The 16,684-nt window shown below is 66.4% G+C and carries 19 protein-coding genes; 7 read left to right on the top strand and 12 right to left on the bottom strand.

Annotated elements, in window-relative coordinates; translation table 11 throughout:
* Position 1 precedes the first annotated feature (1 nt).
* The 4 genes from CVS47_RS04370 to CVS47_RS04355 form a co-directional block, all read right to left on the bottom strand.
* The gene (locus tag CVS47_RS04370) at positions 2-937 is read right to left on the bottom strand and encodes an alpha/beta hydrolase (RefSeq protein ID WP_127094996.1); all 936 of its coding nucleotides are present in this window, start codon (positions 935-937) and stop codon (positions 2-4) included.
* Between the two features lie 37 nt (positions 938-974).
* Complete coding sequence (locus CVS47_RS04365) at positions 975-2,456, bottom strand: sensor histidine kinase (RefSeq protein WP_127094995.1); 1,482 nt, start codon at positions 2,454-2,456, stop codon at positions 975-977.
* On the bottom strand, positions 2,453-3,187 hold the full coding sequence (locus CVS47_RS04360; protein WP_127094994.1) for a response regulator transcription factor: 735 nt from the start codon (positions 3,185-3,187) through the stop codon (positions 2,453-2,455). The genes CVS47_RS04365 and CVS47_RS04360 overlap by 4 nt, the downstream gene beginning before the upstream one ends.
* 271 nt (positions 3,188-3,458) lie before the next feature.
* The gene (locus CVS47_RS04355) at positions 3,459-4,046 is read right to left on the bottom strand and encodes a dihydrofolate reductase family protein (RefSeq protein WP_164734602.1); all 588 of its coding nucleotides are present in this window, start codon (positions 4,044-4,046) and stop codon (positions 3,459-3,461) included.
* A gap of 156 nt (positions 4,047-4,202) precedes the next feature.
* On the opposite strand from CVS47_RS04355, the gene CVS47_RS04350 reads away from it, so the two are divergent.
* A complete protein-coding gene (locus CVS47_RS04350) occupies positions 4,203-4,466 on the top strand; it encodes a hypothetical protein (RefSeq protein WP_127094992.1) in 264 nt (87 codons plus the stop codon).
* A gap of 210 nt (positions 4,467-4,676) precedes the next feature.
* Here CVS47_RS04350 and CVS47_RS04345 read toward each other — a convergent pair whose 3' ends face one another.
* The 6 genes from CVS47_RS04345 to CVS47_RS04320 all read right to left on the bottom strand — a co-directional run bounded on the left by CVS47_RS04345 (position 4,677) and on the right by CVS47_RS04320 (position 9,374).
* Positions 4,677-4,973 carry a hypothetical protein gene (locus tag CVS47_RS04345; protein WP_127094991.1) on the bottom strand — a complete coding sequence of 99 codons (297 nt, stop codon included), beginning with the start codon at positions 4,971-4,973 and terminating at the stop codon, positions 4,677-4,679.
* 87 nt (positions 4,974-5,060) lie between these two features.
* Positions 5,061-5,561: a PaaI family thioesterase gene (locus CVS47_RS04340; RefSeq protein ID WP_241240274.1), complete on the bottom strand. Its 501-nt coding sequence runs from the start codon at positions 5,559-5,561 to the stop codon at positions 5,061-5,063.
* Positions 5,562-5,707: 146 nt separating this feature from the next.
* A complete protein-coding gene (locus CVS47_RS04335; protein WP_127094990.1) occupies positions 5,708-6,280 on the bottom strand; it encodes a carboxymuconolactone decarboxylase family protein in 573 nt (190 codons plus the stop codon).
* Between the two features lie 87 nt (positions 6,281-6,367).
* Positions 6,368-7,741: an alpha/beta hydrolase family protein gene (locus CVS47_RS04330; RefSeq protein ID WP_127094989.1), complete on the bottom strand. Its 1,374-nt coding sequence runs from the start codon at positions 7,739-7,741 to the stop codon at positions 6,368-6,370.
* 151 nt (positions 7,742-7,892) lie between these two features.
* A complete protein-coding gene (locus CVS47_RS04325) occupies positions 7,893-8,141 on the bottom strand; it encodes an ANTAR domain-containing protein (RefSeq protein WP_127094988.1) in 249 nt (82 codons plus the stop codon).
* A 51-nt stretch (positions 8,142-8,192) separates the two neighbouring features.
* Entirely contained in the window at positions 8,193-9,374 is a 1,182-nt protein-coding gene (locus CVS47_RS04320; protein WP_277600967.1) for a DUF2254 domain-containing protein, read from the bottom strand.
* A 620-nt stretch (positions 9,375-9,994) separates the two neighbouring features.
* On the opposite strand from CVS47_RS04320, the gene CVS47_RS04315 reads away from it, so the two are divergent.
* The 4 genes from CVS47_RS04315 (at position 9,995) to CVS47_RS04300 (ending at position 13,083) form a co-directional block, all read left to right on the top strand.
* Positions 9,995-10,405, top strand: coding sequence for a VOC family protein (locus CVS47_RS04315; RefSeq protein WP_127094986.1), 411 nt, complete (start codon positions 9,995-9,997; stop codon positions 10,403-10,405).
* Positions 10,406-10,449: 44 nt separating this feature from the next.
* On the top strand, positions 10,450-10,851 hold the full coding sequence (locus CVS47_RS04310; RefSeq protein ID WP_241240273.1) for a hypothetical protein: 402 nt from the start codon (positions 10,450-10,452) through the stop codon (positions 10,849-10,851).
* Between the two features lie 174 nt (positions 10,852-11,025).
* Complete coding sequence (locus CVS47_RS04305) at positions 11,026-11,862, top strand: low temperature requirement protein A (protein ID WP_241240272.1); 837 nt, start codon at positions 11,026-11,028, stop codon at positions 11,860-11,862.
* Positions 11,863-12,315: 453 nt separating this feature from the next.
* On the top strand, positions 12,316-13,083 hold the full coding sequence (locus CVS47_RS04300; RefSeq protein ID WP_127094985.1) for a site-specific integrase: 768 nt from the start codon (positions 12,316-12,318) through the stop codon (positions 13,081-13,083).
* A gap of 361 nt (positions 13,084-13,444) precedes the next feature.
* On the opposite strand, the gene CVS47_RS04295 is transcribed toward CVS47_RS04300, so the two are convergent.
* Positions 13,445-14,110: an SDR family NAD(P)-dependent oxidoreductase gene (locus CVS47_RS04295; protein WP_127094984.1), complete on the bottom strand. Its 666-nt coding sequence runs from the start codon at positions 14,108-14,110 to the stop codon at positions 13,445-13,447.
* Between the two features lie 116 nt (positions 14,111-14,226).
* Between CVS47_RS04295 and CVS47_RS04290 the strand changes: the two genes are divergently transcribed.
* Positions 14,227-14,799, top strand: a complete 573-nt coding sequence (locus CVS47_RS04290) for a TetR/AcrR family transcriptional regulator (protein WP_127094983.1) — start codon at positions 14,227-14,229, stop codon at positions 14,797-14,799.
* Positions 14,800-15,245: 446 nt separating this feature from the next.
* Entirely contained in the window at positions 15,246-15,425 is a 180-nt protein-coding gene (locus tag CVS47_RS04285; RefSeq protein ID WP_127094982.1) for a hypothetical protein, read from the top strand.
* Positions 15,426-15,723: 298 nt separating this feature from the next.
* Here CVS47_RS04285 and CVS47_RS17005 read toward each other — a convergent pair whose 3' ends face one another.
* On the bottom strand, positions 15,724-16,683 hold the full coding sequence (locus tag CVS47_RS17005; protein WP_277600966.1) for an AAA family ATPase: 960 nt from the start codon (positions 16,681-16,683) through the stop codon (positions 15,724-15,726).
* Between the last annotated feature and the right edge of the window lies 1 nt (position 16,684).

Genomic DNA, 16,684 nt, shown 5'->3' with positions numbered 1-16,684 from the left:
GTCATGCCGGCGCGCGCACCCCGGGCGTCCGACTCAGCCACTCCTGCGCCCGCGCCACCAGAGCCAGCGCGGGCGGTGTCTCCGCGGCCCAGTTCTCGAACCCATGTGGTGCCCCTGCGATCACATCGAGCTCGACCTCGACGCCGGCCTCGCGCAGACGTTCGGCGTACGCCGTGTCCTCGTCGAGGAACAGCTCTATGTCGCCCACGCAGATCCAGGCCGGCGGGAGCCCGGCGAGGTCATCTCTTCGTGCCGGAACGGCGTATTCTGGAACGGCGATCGCGCCGGGTGCGACGGGCAGGTACGACGACCAGCCCAGGCGATTCAGTTCGTTGTTCCAGACCCAGTGGTCGTGCCTGTCGAGCGCGCGGTCGGCGGCGGTGCGGTCGTCCAGCATCGGACAGAACAGCCATTGGGCGATCGGCTGCACGGCGGAGGTGTCGTGCAGCAGGTGCACGAGGCTCGCTGCGAGTCCACCGCCAGCGCTCTCACCGCCGACGACGATACGTCCAGGATCGATGTCGAGGTCACTGTCCGTCGAGATCATCCACTGCCAGACGGCGTAGACGTCGTCGAGAGCGGCAGGGAAGGGCGCTTCCGGCGCGTGCCGGTACTCGGCCGAGACGATGGTCATCCCCAGGCGTGCGGCGGTCTCGGCGCAGAGCCGGTCGTCCTGGCGCGCAGATCCGATCACCAGCCCGCCCCCGTGGATCCACAGCAGTGCCGCTCGGGTCGACGGCTGCGCAGCAACGTAGGTGCGCACGCGCACCGCCTCCGTCCGCCGGTCGCGCGTTCGCACGCCGGGCACCGGGTGAGCGCGAAGGAGGTGGCGTCCGATCCACCGCACGAGCACGCGCACGGGCCGACGGCGCAGATCGATCTTCGGGATCTTCAGAACGGATGCGCGCAGCGCCGGGTCGACGACGTCGATGTCCATGCGGCCACCCTAGGCCGCGCCCGGCGGCGGGCCGCAGCTATGACTGCAGGAGCGGGAGGCGCACGGTGAAGACGGTGGAGCCCGGCTCGCTGCGCACGGAGATGGCGCCGCCGTGCGCGGTGACGATGGCCTCCGCGATGGAGAGACCGAGGCCGGTGCTGCCCGCGTCCCGGTTGCGCGAGTGGTCACCGCGGGCGAAGCGCTCGAACAGCCGATCGCGCACGGCCGGGTCGATGCCGGGCCCGTCGTCCGTCACCTCGAGCACAGCATCCCCGTCGTGCTCCCTCAGGGAGGTGACGACGACCGTGCCCGCCGGGGTGTGGGTCCGCGCGTTGCGCAGGAGGTTCGCGATGACCTGCCGGATCCGGTTCTCGTCGCCCGGCACCTCGATCGCGTCCTCGCCGACCTCCAGCCGCCAGTCGTGGCCCGAGTCGGTGGCGTGGGCGTCGCTGACTGCGTCGATGGCCAGCATCGCGAGGCTCACCGGTTCGCGGCGGAGGGGCTGTCCGGCATCCAGTCTCGCCAGGAGCAGGAGATCGTCGACGAGGGAGCTCATCCGCTCCGACTCCGCCGCGATGCGGTCGAACGACCTCTGCTGAGTCGGGGTCATCGGAGCAGCCTCCCCCATCGACAGCTGGGCGTACCCGCGGATCGATGCCAGCGGCGTGCGCAGCTCGTGGCTCGCGTCCGCGATGAACCGGCGCAGCTGCTGCTCGCTGTGCTGGCGCGCGGTCAGCGCAGCCTCGATGTGACCGAGGAGGGTGTTGAGGGAGCTTCCGACCCGTCCGACCTCGGTGTGCGGGTCGGTGTCGCGGGCGGCCACTCGCTCGCGGATCTCGACGTCACCCTGCGCGAGCGGCTGCTCCGCGACCTGCTCGGCGACGGCGGCCACTCGCTCGAGCGGCCGGACGTTGCGACGGATGACGAGCGACAGCACCACCACGACGACGATCAGCGTCAGCGCGCTCACGCTGAGGAGGATCCAGGTCAGCGCATCGGTGGTCGCGGTCACGTCGTCGAGCGAGTTGCCCGCGATCACCGTCGCGCCGCCGGCGGATTCCGACGCGACCCGGAATGCCCCCAGGTCTCCGCCGAGATCAACGGTGGTGGGCGTCCGCGGAACGAGACCGGCCGCATCCAGCGTCTCGACCTGCGCGTCCGAGAGCGCGATCTTGGTGCCGTCGGAGGCGATGTACGCCGACGCGATGACGGCCCCGTCGGCGTCGAGGATCACCTGGAGCGATCCGACGCGCTGGCCTGGGCCGGTGCCGTCGGAGCCTCCACTCGCGTCAGAGCCGTCTGAGCCACCCGACGGTCCGCGACGGTCGTACAGGTCGCCCGCTCCGCCCGGCCCGGATATGAAGTTCAGCGACTCCAGAACCTGGGCGTCGAGCCGCTCGTACACGAACGATCGCAGCGCCAGGCTCGTCGCGAACCCGGAGACGATGAGGCCCGCAGCGAGGAGGGCGGCGACGCTGATGACGAGCGTCCGCCGCAGCGTCCAGCTCCTGCGGGTCATCGTGCGGGCTTGATCGTGTAGCCCACGCCTCGGACGGTGTGGATCAGCGGCTCGCCGATCGTGTCGATCTTCTTGCGCAGGTAGGAGATGTAGATCTCGACGACGCTCGCATTGCCGCCGAAATCGTAGCTCCACACCTGGTCGAGGATCTGCGCCTTGCTGAGCACCCGACGGGGATTCTGCATGAGGTAACGGAGCAGTTCAAACTCCTTGGCCGTCAGCTTGATCGGCGTGCCGGCGCGCTCGACCTCGTAGGTCTCCTCGTCGAGGCTCAGGTCGCCGACGTGGAGCAGCGGATCAGCGGCGGCCGTTGCGGCGACGTGCCGGCGGGCCATCCCTCGCAGTCGCACCACGACCTCCTCGAGGTTGAACGGCTTCGTGAGGTAGTCGTCGCCGCCGGCGGAGATGCCGGCGATGCGGTCCTCGACCGCGTCCTTCGCCGTGAGGAACAGCACCGGCACGTCGTTGCCCGTGGCCCGCACGCGCGCCAGCACCTCCATGCCGTCTAGGCCGGGCATCATGATGTCGAGCACGACGATGTCGGGCGCGAACTCGCGGATGGCGCCCAGCGCCTCCTGTCCGTTGGCCGCGGTGCGCGCATCCCACCCCTCGTGTGCGAGCGCCATCCGCAGCAGCTCGCTGAGGTTGCGCTCGTCGTCCACGATGAGCGCGCGGACCGGTGACCCGTCGGGTCGCGTCAGAGGCGCGGAGCGTGAGGCGGAAGCGTGCATGTCGATCCTGTTCCCGGCGGAGCCGTGGCGGTCGTCACGAGGTCGACGACGGATGCCCTCACCGTGATGCCCCCACCTTGGAGGTTCCTATGAGCGTTCCTGACCGCCCCTGAGAGACCCGTGGTCGAGGGCAGAGACGTGTCGTCGTGGTTCGTCGAGGATAGCGTCCGGCCTCGCGTGGACAGGCACCATGAAACGCCGGCGAGCGGACGACGGGGCAATGGACTGCTCAGTCAGAGTCGCGCTCGGATGGGCAGCCTCGTGCTGATCGTCAGCTGTCCCCGGTCGCGCGTTCCTGTGTGCTGACTTCGTACTCGATGGTCACCCAGCCGGACCCCGTGTGGCTCGCGACCTGCGTGATGACGGCCTGGCTGAAGTCGGTCGGGGTCGGACCACGCCCGTCGCCGATGAGGCTGGGGATGAAGCGCAGACGCAGCACGTCGACGAGCCCGGCTCGGAAGAGTGCATCTGTGAGCTGCAAGCTGCCCCACACGAGGAGATCGCCCTCGACGGCTGACCGGAGGCGCACGAGAGTGTCGACCGCGTTCCCGCTTTCGACGATGGCTGGGGCGTGATCGCCCCACGGAGCTGATTCGAGTGTGCTGCTGATGACGTGCTTGGGAAGCGAGTTGATCGGGTTCGCGACCGGCTCGACGACCGGATCGGCGGTGGGCCAGTAGCCGGCGAACATCGTGTAGGTGTTACGCCCGAAGACGATGGCCCCGACTCGTCTCAGCATGTCGAGTTGATCGGCGTCGGCGGTGTCGATCGGCGCGGCGTCCATGAACTTCATGCCGCCGTCGGTGTCCTGCACGAAACCGTCCGCGGTGATGATCTGCTCCACGACGATCCGGCCCATGCGTCGAACATACGCAAACGTGGCGCAGGCCTCCAGGCCCCAGGAGCATCGAGAATCGCGTATTCGCCCGCGAGCACCCATGGTTCGACGGGGGAACACATGGACGCTCACCGGCAGCACCGAACGAGCGACCACCTTCCGCCTATGCTGTCGCGCATGAGCAACGTTGAGATCGGAACCGTCTCGTACACTCTCTCCGCCGACTATCTGGCAACCGTCGGGGCCGACTTCGACGTCGAGGCCATCGACGATGCGATCCTGGCGGCGCTCAACTCTTTGACGCCGGCGGGCGTCACCGTGCACCGGAACGGCAAGGCCTACGCCGACGCCGCCGTCGCGGAAGCGGCGCGTGACATCGATTGGGATGCCCTGTTGGCCCGGATCGATGTGGATCAGATCCTGGCCGATCACGGCCGCTGAGACCTATGACGCGCCGCGACAGGGTCGGCGCCCAGCTCGAGGGGTCATGGACTTGATGCCGGCAGCCCTCGCCTCATGGTCGCGTGCAGCTCTCGAGTACCCGGACGCACGACTCTCTCCGGCGTCAGCAGCGCGACTCGGGCGCAAAGGATCGGAACCCACCGTCGCTCTGTGACGGAGCCGACAGCTTGTCCTCAGAGCGACGGGGCGCTAGCTCTGCTTGCCGACGGGAGGCTCGCCGACGAACTCGTGGCTCTCGCGGGCCATCTCGGACCAGATCGACTGATCCTCGACGAGCACCCACTCGCCGTGGTGCCGACGAACGATCCCACGGGTGCGAAGATCCTCGACACGATCTGGCGGGAGACGGACGCTGAGCTCATCGCCGACGAGGCGCGCAAACGGGCCCCCGTGGACGAGCAGATCACCGCCCACCTCCGTGACCCCGTCGTTGGAGTCGACGAGCTCGATCATCAGATCCGCATACCTCTGCTCGGCCTCGCTCACAGTGCCGCCTCTCGTTGTGCTCGTGACTTTAGCGTGTGCTGATCTCGGTCGTCTTCTCGGTCGCCGCGGCTCCGCCGGTGGCGGAGGCTAGTCCGTGGGCGACAGCACCAGCAGCGACGACGTGGCGGCCGCGACGACGCGGCCGGCGGCGTCGGTCAGTTCCCCCTCGGTGAAGATGACCCGGCGGCCGGGCTTGAGAACGCGGCCGGTCGCCCGCAGGATGCCTGATGCGTGGGTGATCGGCCTGAGGTATCTCACGCTGAGGTCGACAGAGGTGTATCCCACGCCGGCGGGAAGCGTCGTGTGGCCGGCGCAGCCGAGCGCGGAATCGAGCAGCGTGCACGCCAGTCCCCCGTGGACGGCGCCGATCGGGTTGTAGTGGAACTCCGCCGGTTGGCACTCGAACACCGCGAGGCCCGGCTCGGCCTGTACGAGAGTGAAGCCCATCAGCTGCGCGATGGGCGGCGGTGGGATCGACCCGGCGATCATGGCACGGAGCGCCTCGAGTCCGGATCCGGCGGTCCGGGTCTGTCGGAGTGCATCGACAGGATCTGCCCAGTCGAACGTGCGGGAGCGGGGATCGGTCACGAACCGATACTGCCGCACCTATCCGCGAAGCACACTCCCCGGAGTCGGCCTCGGAGGATCACATCCCAGAGTGATGGCCAGCACGGACGGACGTGACCCATCCTTCGTCGTCGCTGCGACAGGCTCGGACCGCGCGGGCTGATCTGTTACTCGAGTGGGCTGGTCCGCGACCCGATCTTGTCGGTCGTCTCGAGGGGCACGCGTGTTGCGTTGAGGAAGAGGCTCAGCAGGCTGAACCACGAGATCGTCACGATGTAGCGCCGCGTGGTCTGCACCCCGAACACGTCCATGAGTCGTTGCAGCGTGCCATCGGTCAACGTGGCCGACGTGAGCATCTCGTCGGTCGCGGCGGCGAGGAGGTCGAATTCCGCACCCGCCCCCTCGACGGGGCCGTCGGCGGCGAGCCGCTCGATCTGGTCGGCGGTCAGGCCCGCGTTCTGTGCCATCTGCTCGTTCGCCTGCCATTCGTACGGAACGTTCAGCAGGGATGCCGCGCGGAGGATGATCGTCTCGCGATGCTGCGCGTCGATGTCGTCGGCTCCGAAGATCGCGCGGACCATCCCGATCAGCGCGGGCAGGAAGTCACCGGTGCCCGCGAACATCTTCACGACGTTGAGCGCACGATCGGAGTCGTAGCCGTCGCCGAGCGCGGCACGGAGCTGATCGTCCGAGGGCAACGGGACGGTGACGGTGGATGAGTAGGGGCGAGGGCGTGACATGGATCTGCTTCCTGTGTCGGTGTCGAGCTGGTGGGGAGATTGCACGCATCCGCGAAGTCGGACGTTCCGAGCGAACCTATCCGCAGGTCACGGTGCGCGTGGGGTGCGGAAGGGCTCCAGGAAGACGGTGAACTCATCGGAGAGATGGGCCGAGAAGGGGTATGTGAGTTGATCGGCCATGTCGGGGACGTCCGCATCCCCGACATCGCGCAGGATGTGGACTGTGTCCGGCAACTGCACGAATCGAGCGATTCCGGGGCTGAACGCATCCTTGAGCGCGATCACCCCTGAGCCTTGCGAGCCGTCCCCGCAGGGAGTGTTGAAGTCTTTCGTGCCGCAGGTGATGAACGTCGGGACCCCGATCCGCGGTGCGATCTCGGCGGGATCGATGGCGTCGTACCCCTGCCCGTAGAGGGTGCGGTCGGCGTGCGTGACGACCATCGCAGCGGGGTCGCTGCCGTAGATGTTCGAGGCGATGATGCTTTGAATGGTCGCCGTGAAGTCTGTCGCATCCGGCAGCGGAGCGGGCTCCGGCTCGGGATACGGCGGGGTGCCGGTGCGGATCTCCTGCACGCCTCGGGTCATCCACTCGGTCAGTGTCTGCGCATCACCCGTCGTCATGGCTCCCGCCGCTGCTGCGGCATCCATCTGCGACGTGAACTGCTGCGAGAGGATCTCGAGGATCCGGGTGTACGCGGGCTCGACGAGAGCGAGGGCAGCCGGAGCCGGCGCGCCGCGAAGGTCGCCGGCGATCGTGATGGCGACGGCCCCACCCTCGCTGTGCCCGACGATGATCAGCCGCGACGGGTCGACGCCGGGCTGGACGGCGAGGAACGACAGTGCGTCCCGCGCCGGCTGGATGCGCAGCCGTTCGTAGCTCAGGGGCAGCATCTGCGACGGATCGGCCGCATACGGTCCCAGGCCGGTCTGGCCCGTGCCCAGCTTGTCGTAGCGGAGCGATGCGATGCCCTGCGCGCTGAGCAGGTCGGCGATCCACGAGTATGCGTCCGTTGCCAAGGTGGCGGCGTTGCCGTTGCGGTCGATCGCTCCTGTCCCGCCGATGATGACGGCCGCCGCGACAGGCTGCGACGGGTCGGACGGGCCTCGATAGCTGCCGAACGTCGGGACGCCACCGCTGTCGAAGACGACATCCTGATCGGCTCCGATCACCGGGGCGGAGACCGTCGATGTCGGACTCGGAGTGGGGCTCGGGCTCGCCGCGGGGCATCCGTCGTCTGCCGCCGCATGCGGGGCGGCGACGAAGACACCATTCACCCCGATGGCGAGGACCAGAAGAGTGGTCAGAGCCGTTCGTGCACCGATCGTCGCCTGCCGCCTGTCGTCGTTCTTGCGCCGGTGCGCCGTCCAAATCAGGGCTGCTGCCCCCGCGACGATGAGCGCAATTCCGATCGCCCAGGATAGCGGGGGCTCGGCGCCCGTAGCGGGGAGACAGTCCATCATGCGGTGCTCGTTTCTCCATGGCGGATGCTGCGCATGATCCTGCACGACGTCGTGAGAATCCCCGCCTACGGTCACACTCGCAGCCCCGCGAGCTCGCCTCAGTATGGCGCCTGCCCACCCCCGGCGACGATAGCCGGTCGCCTTGCAATCGTCAGTCGGCCGGGGCCGGTGCGAGGTCGGTGAGGATGAGCTCGCGTTCGGACACTCTCTCTGCGACGTCGCTCAACTTGAGTTGATGCGCACGGGCATAGCTCCGCAGGATGTTGAATGCCGTGTGCATGTCAACGCCGGCCTGGGCTGCGATCACGCCCTTGGCCTGCTCGATCAGGACGCGACTGCTCAGAGCGCGCTGCAACTGGTCGGCCACCATCTGAGTGGAGATGCTGGTCTCCGTCGTCATTCGTGACGCGGTAGGAAACGGTCGAGGTTCATCTCGCAGGGACGGTTGCAGCTACCAAAGCCCCCGCACCGTGGCTCGGAGATCGTGGTAGTCGGCCTTGTCCAGAGACTTACGGGCTCTGCGCATGGCGTCTCGTGCCGCCGCTTCGAGCGTCGCGTGGTGATCCGGGGCGGCGGCGGCGATGGACGCGAGAGCTTTCTGCAGGCGGGTCTGGACTTCGATGAGTGATGCGCCGTCGCGGGCGATGGGGCGGAATGCGTCCGTGACGAGGGTCTCGACTTCAGGCGGCTTGATCCAGACGCGATCGAAAGTCGCCTCCGGATGAGGTGTCACGGTGAGCGCGCGGACGAACACGCGCTGAAGCGCCGAGATGACTTCGATCGCTGTCCCCGGGTCGTTCGTTGCCGGCGATAGAGCCCTGCTGCCGATCTCGGCCAAAGCGATGACGCCCAACCTGGGGTCCTGTTCGTAGTCTCGGTGTGCTGCGATGCGGAACGCGGAGCGGACCTTCACTGCATCGGACGCCGGGAGACGACCCACGACGTGACAGAGAGGGTTCAGCGGACCTGCTGAGCGTCCGGCGGTCGAATCGACGTAGATCTTGACGTCGCTCGCCGTGGCCACCCGGTTCAGGGCAGCGACGTCGACGTGAACGACGAAACCGACGTCCTCCGCCCACACCTGGTGGGATCCCGCAGGGATATCGGTGAGTCGCTGAGCTCCCAAGGCCGGGTCCGACGCGTAGGCAAGCAACGAATCCGCGGCAGCGCGCTCCACCCGATCGATGACGTCCGCCATCCTCCCGAAGTCGGCAAGGTGAGCGATCCACCGCATGAGAGTGACCACCACGACCGCGATCACGAGGAGGGTGCCGACGAACAGAATCGTGCGCCCCTGATCGTTGTAGTACCCCGTCGACAGCGCGATGATCCCCACCATCGAGAAGACGAACGCGCCCACGAAGACCGACAGCGATTTCTGCGAGGTGGGGTCGGCGATCAGCAACTGTGTGGAGCGCGGTGTCGCGGTCGTTGTGGCCGACGAATAAGCGGTCACCATCGCGGTGACGGAGAACGTCGTGGCGGTCAGCATCGCCGTCGCGATGATCTGCAGCAGAGATCCGACCGAGTTCTGGCCGAGGTTGATCACCACCCGGAACGGCAGGATGGCGCCGATGACACCCGCAGCAAGTGCGAACACCACCGCCACCAGCACGAACACGGAGGCCCGCACCCAGACTTTCGTGAACAGCCGACGGAGAGACGACTGTGCTGCGCTCCGAGACCTGACCGTCACTGCTGAATCCTATGCGCGCGAGCGGATCCGCATGCGGACCAGGTCTTGGGGCGCTGAACGCTGAGCGATGGGTCGTGCTCGATGGTGGAGACGCGGGCGTGCCCGACGGTGAGCTCATTCATGCCCGCGGTCTCGCCCCGCTGCTGAACGTCCCCTGAAATGGTGCCCCCGACTGGAATCGAACCAGCGACCTTTGGTACCGGAAACCCTAACCGCGGGTTTTAGCTCTTCTCTTTCGGTCCGAAAATCACGGAAATTCAACGTTTTTCGATCGTCTACTAGAGCCTCGATCGCGCCCGATCTCGATCATCTGTTGTCATTTTGTTGTCACGCGTTGGCGGAAATTGGACACGATCCAAGCCACCGGTCTATTCACGGGCGGCCAACTATCCGTACTCCAGCAACCCCCCGCAGGCCAGAGGATCGGTCCGCAGCAGATACGGCTCGACCTGTCTCGATTGGGGTCGACCTGAGCACGGTGGGGCGGCCGGACCTTCGATGAGGTCCCGGCATTCATTTGTCTTGTCTGCTTGGCGCGAGCCGCACAGGATGTCCTTATGTCTCTCTTCGACCACATCGGGATCAGCGTGCGTGACCTGTCGAGGTCGGTCGCACAGTTCGACCCTGTGATGAGCGCATTGGGATGCACCCGGCAGGACGCCGATGATTCCGTGTCCTGGTACCGCGGCGAAGAGGAACTGGTTCTTTACCCTGCCCGGAAGCTGTCGAGCGTCCCCCATCGGACGGGACGCGTGGGCTGGCAACACCTGGCTTTCGCGATGGGGTCTCGGGAGGAGGTCGACCGTTTGCACGCCGTTGCGATCGAGGCTGGCTGGACGTCGGTACGTGAGCCGAAACCGTATCCACGGTTCAGCGATCGCTATTACGCGTCCTTCGTCGAAGACGACAACGGCGTGCGCATCGAGTTCATGTACAATCCGCCCCAAGAATCACTCAACGCACGCTGACTGTCAGCCCGCCCGCATCGTCGAGGCCTCAGTAAGCTGACCGCGTGATCGAGCAGCCCACATCGAAGCAGGCGCGGGCTGCGGATGGGTGGCGTGTGGGCTTCTGGGTTGTCGCGGCTCTGGGTATCCCGGCGGCAGCGGTCGCGTGGGCTTGGTACGGGTTGGCGCAGTTCGAGGCGCAGACCGAGCAGGGGAAGGCTGTATCGGCCGGAACGACGATGGCCGGGTTCGCGGAAATGGTCGGTGGTGTTCCGCTGGTTCTGGCTCACCTCCTCGGGTTGATCGGACTGATCGTTCTAGGGTACAAGGGGTACGGCAACTCCGGGATTGTGTTTTCGGTGACAGCCGTTCTCATCGCCTCCGGAGTCGGCATCGGGGTGGCGCAGTTGTTGTGGGCAGGCGAGCTGTTCCAGCTCGGCATTACCAACAACACCTACGTGCCGTGACTTCCATGAATGTTTTCTCATCAGCGTCAGCGTCAGGCTCAAGGGCACGAGCGGAGTAAGGCGGGGAGGGCCAGTGGCTGAGACGGACGCGTTCGCTGAACAGCTCCGGCACGAGCTGCGGCACCGCATCCGACCGATGCGGGGCCGCGATCCGGCCGAGCGCAGTCGTATGTCGTGGCGTTCGCCGCGGCATCCGACCAGCTGGCGGAACACCTCGCGGCCGGGACGATCTGGCCCGCGATCGGAGCTTTCGTCTTCGCCGTGTGGGCGGTGAGTTGGGCGTGGCTCAACTACTCCTGGTTCGCGTCGGCATACGGCAACGATGACCTGCTGATCCGAGCGACCACAATCGTGCCGATGATCGGTGTAGTCGTGCTCGTCTACGGGCTTCCCGTCAGCTTCGACACCGCTGCGCGAGGTGAAAGTCCCAACAATCTGCTGATGGTCGTCGGGTACGTCATCATGCGCGTTCCCCTCATCGCCCTATGGCTTCGTGCTGCGAACCAGGACCCCGAACACCGTCGCAACGCCCTGTCCTACGTGGCGATCATCTCCGCGGCCCAGGTCGGGTGGGTGCTGACGGCGGTCTTGCCGCTCCCCGCAACGGCGACCGTGCTCCTGATAGTGGTGCTGGCCCTGGGCGAGATGGTGGCTCCCGCGATCGCGACCCGCCGCTATGGCTACTCGCCCTGGAACGCCGGTCATCTCGCAGAACGATTCGGGCTGCTGACCCTGATAACGATCGGGGAAGTCATCGCCGGCACCGTCGCGGCCGTCGGTGCTCTCACCCAAGAGAAAGGGTGGTCGCCAGAGGCCGTGCTGATCATCGCATCCGGCGTGCTCATCGCCACCGCAGTCTGGTGGACCTACTTCCTCGTCCCCTCCCGCCTCGTGCTGGAAGCAAGGCCAGAGCGCACCTTCAGCTGGCGGTACGCGCACCTGGCTCTCTTCGGCTCGATCGCGGCCACCGGAGCAGGCCTGCACCTGTACCTGTCCTTCTTCTTGAGGTAGTCCAGGTGCGCGAGGTAGCGCTGATCTCTCAGCCATTTCGTGTGCTCGCGCCGGCCTTGAATCCAAGCGCCGACGAAGCCCGCGGCGACGGTCAAGGCAGCGCCGCCGAATATGGATAGGAGCGCGAGCAGAGTGGGGTCGAGCGCAGGCATTGGCTCACTCACAGGCCGAGCATAGACATTGAGCTTGCCAGGCCTGTCGATCCCGCGCCGGAAGAAATCCACGCTCTAGTTCCTCGTATCGAGTCCTCGATCGCAACCCACTAGTCGCTCGCGTCACGTGAATCCCCGAGCTCTCGGTGCAGGAGCAAGGATCGGTCAGCGGTCGTTAGCGGGGTTCCGTTGAACTGATCGAGGCGGACTCGCCGGTTTATATCTTCGGACCGCTGGGCGAGGATACGGATACGGCCTTCTAGGTGAAGCCGGTCCAGCGTGACCGGCGACTTGTGATCCATTGGGCAGGTTTCTCAGCCGCCGGCGCGACGACTCTGGTGGTGACCTGAACCGTCACAGGATCGATGTCCGCGAGAACGCCGTGAAGGTGTCGCACCAGGTGCACGTCGGTACCCCGAAGTCGCACCGGTCGAGATCCGTCCCGTTTCCGGGCTTCCTCTTAGATCCGTTGCACGAGCTCATCGCCGGCAAGAGCGCGGATCAGCTCGTCTTCGGTGACGGCACGTCCCACCTGCTGATCCCCGCGTCGAGGAACGGATGGTTCACCGCGGCGGTCCGCGAAGCCCGCGCGGCCGATCCGACGATGCCGCGGGTCACGCCGCACGACCTCCGCCACACCGCCGCGAGCCTCGCCGTCCAAGCCGGCGCGCACGTGAAATCGATCCAGAGAATGCTCGGCCACGCCTCTGCCGCGATGACACTGGATGTCTATGCAGACCTCTTCGATGGTGATGTGGAGGCGGTTGCGATCGCTCTCGATCGCGCCCGACACGAATCGTCTGTTGCCAATTCATTGTCAAAAGAAAAAGGATCGCGAGGCCTGATGGCCCGCGATCCCTTGTCCCGGCTGGTGCCCCCGACTGGAATCGAACCAGCGACCTTTGGTACCGGAAACCCTGACCGGGGGTTTTCGCGCTTCTCTTTCGGTCCGAAAACCGCGGAAATTCAACGTTTTTCGATCGCCTGCGAGAGCCTCAATCGCGCCCGATCTCGATCATCTGTTGTCATTTTGTTGTCAAGCGTTGGCGGAAATCGGACACGGATATAGGGCTGTGTCAGAAGAACTCTCGCAGCCGCACTCACGCCTCCCTGGCATCAGATGGGTCGGGGCAGGCCCGACGTGGCGGCCAACCCCCTCAACGATCTCGTCGTGATCGAGAGTCACCTCTTGCCGGTTGTGGGATGCCACGTTCGAGCACGTCCCGATCGGCCGGATCAATCGCGTCAAGGAGATCGGCGCTGGGTTCTGCGTGCTCGGCGGACGTCGAGCGCATGAGGTCAGCTCCGGCGGTGGTGAGCTCTACGAGGACGGCTCTTCGATCTGTGGGATGGGGGGAAGCAGATGGCGCACGCTGGGGGCGGGTAGGACCCGACTGAACGTCGCTCTTCGGAGCCCGGGCAGCCCTGAGTCAGGCCGTGTGGGCGACGTAGTGCAGCTCGGCCCGATCGCGCTTCACGTAGAGGTCGAGGTAGGACTTCGCGATGACATCGGCTGCGGCGTCGGGGTGGCCTGCGTTGATGAGGGCGGAGATTGCGATGTGGGCGACGTAGACGCCCTGGGGCTGGAGTGCGTCGTGAAGGTTGAGTGTCCAGTTCCGCAGGCCTGCAGCGGCGATTCCGATGTTCGCGTAGGCCGCGTTGGGGGTGATGGAGCCGCCGCCGGTGGTGACGAGAATCGTGCCGCTGCCGCGGGCGATCATGTCCGGGAGGACCGCGCCGGCAGCACGGAGCGCCCCGCCGAGGTAGAAATCGATCTGGGGCTGCAGGTTCTCGGGCGTGACCTCGAGGACGCTGGCCGGGGCGAGGGACACGTCGGCGGGGGAAAATTCGAGCACGTCGATCGGGCCTTGCTCGTCTTTGACCGCCTGAAGCGCCGCGGTCAGCGTCTCGGGCCGCGCGATGTCGGCGGCGAACCCCTTGGCTTGGATCCCCTCGTCGGCGAGGAGGGCAGCCAGGCCGTCGAGCTTCTCCTGGTGGCGGGAGAGGAGGGCGACGGTGAAGCCGGCGTGGCCGAAGACGCGGGCGATCTCCAGGCCCAGGCCGGGGCCGGCACCGATCACTGTGAGGAGGGGCATGGCATCCTGACGTTTGATGCGTCGAAACGCGGGCGGCGGCCGCTAAGTTGAGTGCAGCCTCAGTATCACCGTAGACCTAAGTTGAGGTCATCCTCAAGAAGAGTCGGGAGAATCCCATGGGCGAGCAGAAGGCCCTTCGACGCGATGCGCGTGAGAACGTCGAGAAGCTGCACGCCGCCGCTCTCGACATCTTCAGCGCCCGCGGTCTCGCTGCGCCGCTCGAAGACATCGCCCGACATGCTGGCGTGAGCATCGGCACGCTGTACAACCGCATCGGCTCCCGCGAGGCCCTCATCGACGCCGTGATCCCCGCGGTCGCCGGCGCCAAGTTGAAGGACCTCACCCAGCGCGCGCTCGAAGAACGCTCCTCACGCGGGCGCCTGGAGAAATTCGTCTCGGGGATGATCGACCTCCAGCTGGAGGACCCGGCGATGAACGACGCCATGCTCCGCCGCTTCCCAGATGCGACCGCGCTCATCAACGCCTGCACCCGCTCCATCGAACTCGGCAGCGACCTCGTCGACGCCGCACACCGCGACGGCTCGCTCTCGCCGGACTTCACCCACGACGACCTCATGGCCATCCTCTGGATGGCCGGCACGACCAGCCGCGAGCCGAACGCCCCGCCAGGCTGGCGCCGCGTCCTGGACCGCAGCCTTGCCGAGGCCTGGACCACGTCGAGTCCCTGACTCCCGGGGCAAGGATTGCGGCTCGCCACGCTTGTGCTTCGCAGCAGCACACCTTCCCCCACCAGGCTTTGGAGCAGCTGCGTGCGACGCCTCGACCACGCGACTGATATCGCGCCCGCAAGCGGATCCGCTACCGGACGCCTGGAACGCGGTCAGGGGTGGACCGAGCAATGGCGCGGCGAAGACCCTCGACGTAGGTTTGAGTCATAAGTCGCGCGCGAGTAGCTGCCATAGTCACGATTGCAGCGACCGGGGCCGTCCTCAATGGATGCTCCGTCGACACCATGATCTGGGGCTCAGGGGGCGCGCAAGTCATCGAAGTCACGGATCAGATCGTTCAGGAAGTTGTAGCCGGGGCCGATAGCCCGCGTGCGTGCCCGGGGTCGTCGCCAGAGTTCGGCGACCCGGAGCGGTGGTTCGGTCTATCCGGGGGTGAACCTGGACGTTTGACTGGCGATTCTTGGCAGCAGCAGCGGTCACTTGGCGCCGAGTGGACGATCAATCTAGAGGGCCTCGATACGACGACCGCCGAGAACGGCGGGTCGTATCCGTCCGATGTCTTCTTCGGCGAGACCAACGGTGAACTATGTGTCGTCGACATCGAGTGGGGCACGGTCAGCTTCTGAGCGACCGACAAGGATGACCGCTAGCGGGAACACGATCCGCCCGCGGGCGGATCCCTCACCGCGCTGCTCGTCGGTCGCTATGCGCCACCAGCCAGGGGGTCGCGAGAACGATCAGAGGGGAACTGCTGCGCGTCAAGCTAAGACTCATGTGCGCGGCCTCAGCTGGATACGTCCGATGGTCAGCTGTTCTGGAGCGACGATTCCCGTAAGACCCGCCCGTTGAAGGATGCCGCTGAGGTACCTCAAACGGACAGGCAAAACCTCGGATCTGACCCTTTTCCGACCGTGGTTTACGAGCTCATCGAGCGAGGCTGGTCCCATGCGCGCGTAGCGCCTGAGTTTGTGGGGCTTGGCGTGCGGAGCGTCTGAGCTCGTCGCGGACCGAATTGACGGACTGGGTGATGCTGGTTTCGTCATGGCCGCGGAGCATCGTGTTGGCGAGCTGGTTGATCGCGGCGTGGTCCGTGTGTGCGAGGGTGATTGCGGTGTTGTGATGGCGTCCGCGGGTGAGGCCAACGTACAGGCCAGCGGCGTTGACGTCGTGGCCGACGATGGCGGTGTGGGTGGTGTCGCCTTGGATGCCGTGCACGGTGGACGCGTAGGCGAGCTGGACATGGTCTGCGGCGTAGTCGTGGGTGATCCATCGGTGTTCGCCTGCGTCGGTGGGTGAGACCAGGTCGATGCGGTCGGGGTGGATGCGGTGGATGATCCAGGTGGCCCGGTTTTCCACGCCACTGCTCCGGTCGTTGCGTCGGGTTTGGACGGTGTCACCTTCGAGGAGCCGCTGCTCGCCTCTCCCCCACGCCGCTGTTGCCGCGCCGAGCTGCCCGGACGTGACGCGCTGCTCCTGGATGAGGGTGTTGACGGCGTCGACTTCGCTGTTGGTGCCGCAGATTAGCGCGACAGTGTGCCCGTGAGCGTGAGTGTCGAAGTAGGCGTTGACCATCGCGGTCCGAGCGGCGTCCGTGCTGTCGACCCGGATGACGTGGCCAGTGTCGTTGAGTGTCTGGGCGATTTCGAGTGCGTGCTCGTGGTCGCGGGGATTGCGGAGATGGAGGGTGAGGGCGGCGTAGGCGGGGTCGCGGAACCGGTGTACGGTGTCGAGTTCGATCGCGGTGGAGGTGGCGCGGGTTGCGATCACCATCGCGCCGGTGTGTCCGACGGGCGCGGCCTGGTGCGGATCGCCCACGAGAGCGAGTCCCACCCGAGATTCGAGGGTGATGGTGGTGAGGGCTTCGGCGGTCTGCAGGTCCATCATC

This window comes from Microbacterium lemovicicum (assembly GCF_003991875.1).
In the GTDB taxonomy this organism is placed as follows: domain Bacteria; phylum Actinomycetota; class Actinomycetes; order Actinomycetales; family Microbacteriaceae; genus Microbacterium; species Microbacterium lemovicicum.
Note: the sequence above shows the minus strand (reverse complement) of the source record. Positions and strands in the feature narration are given on the sequence as shown.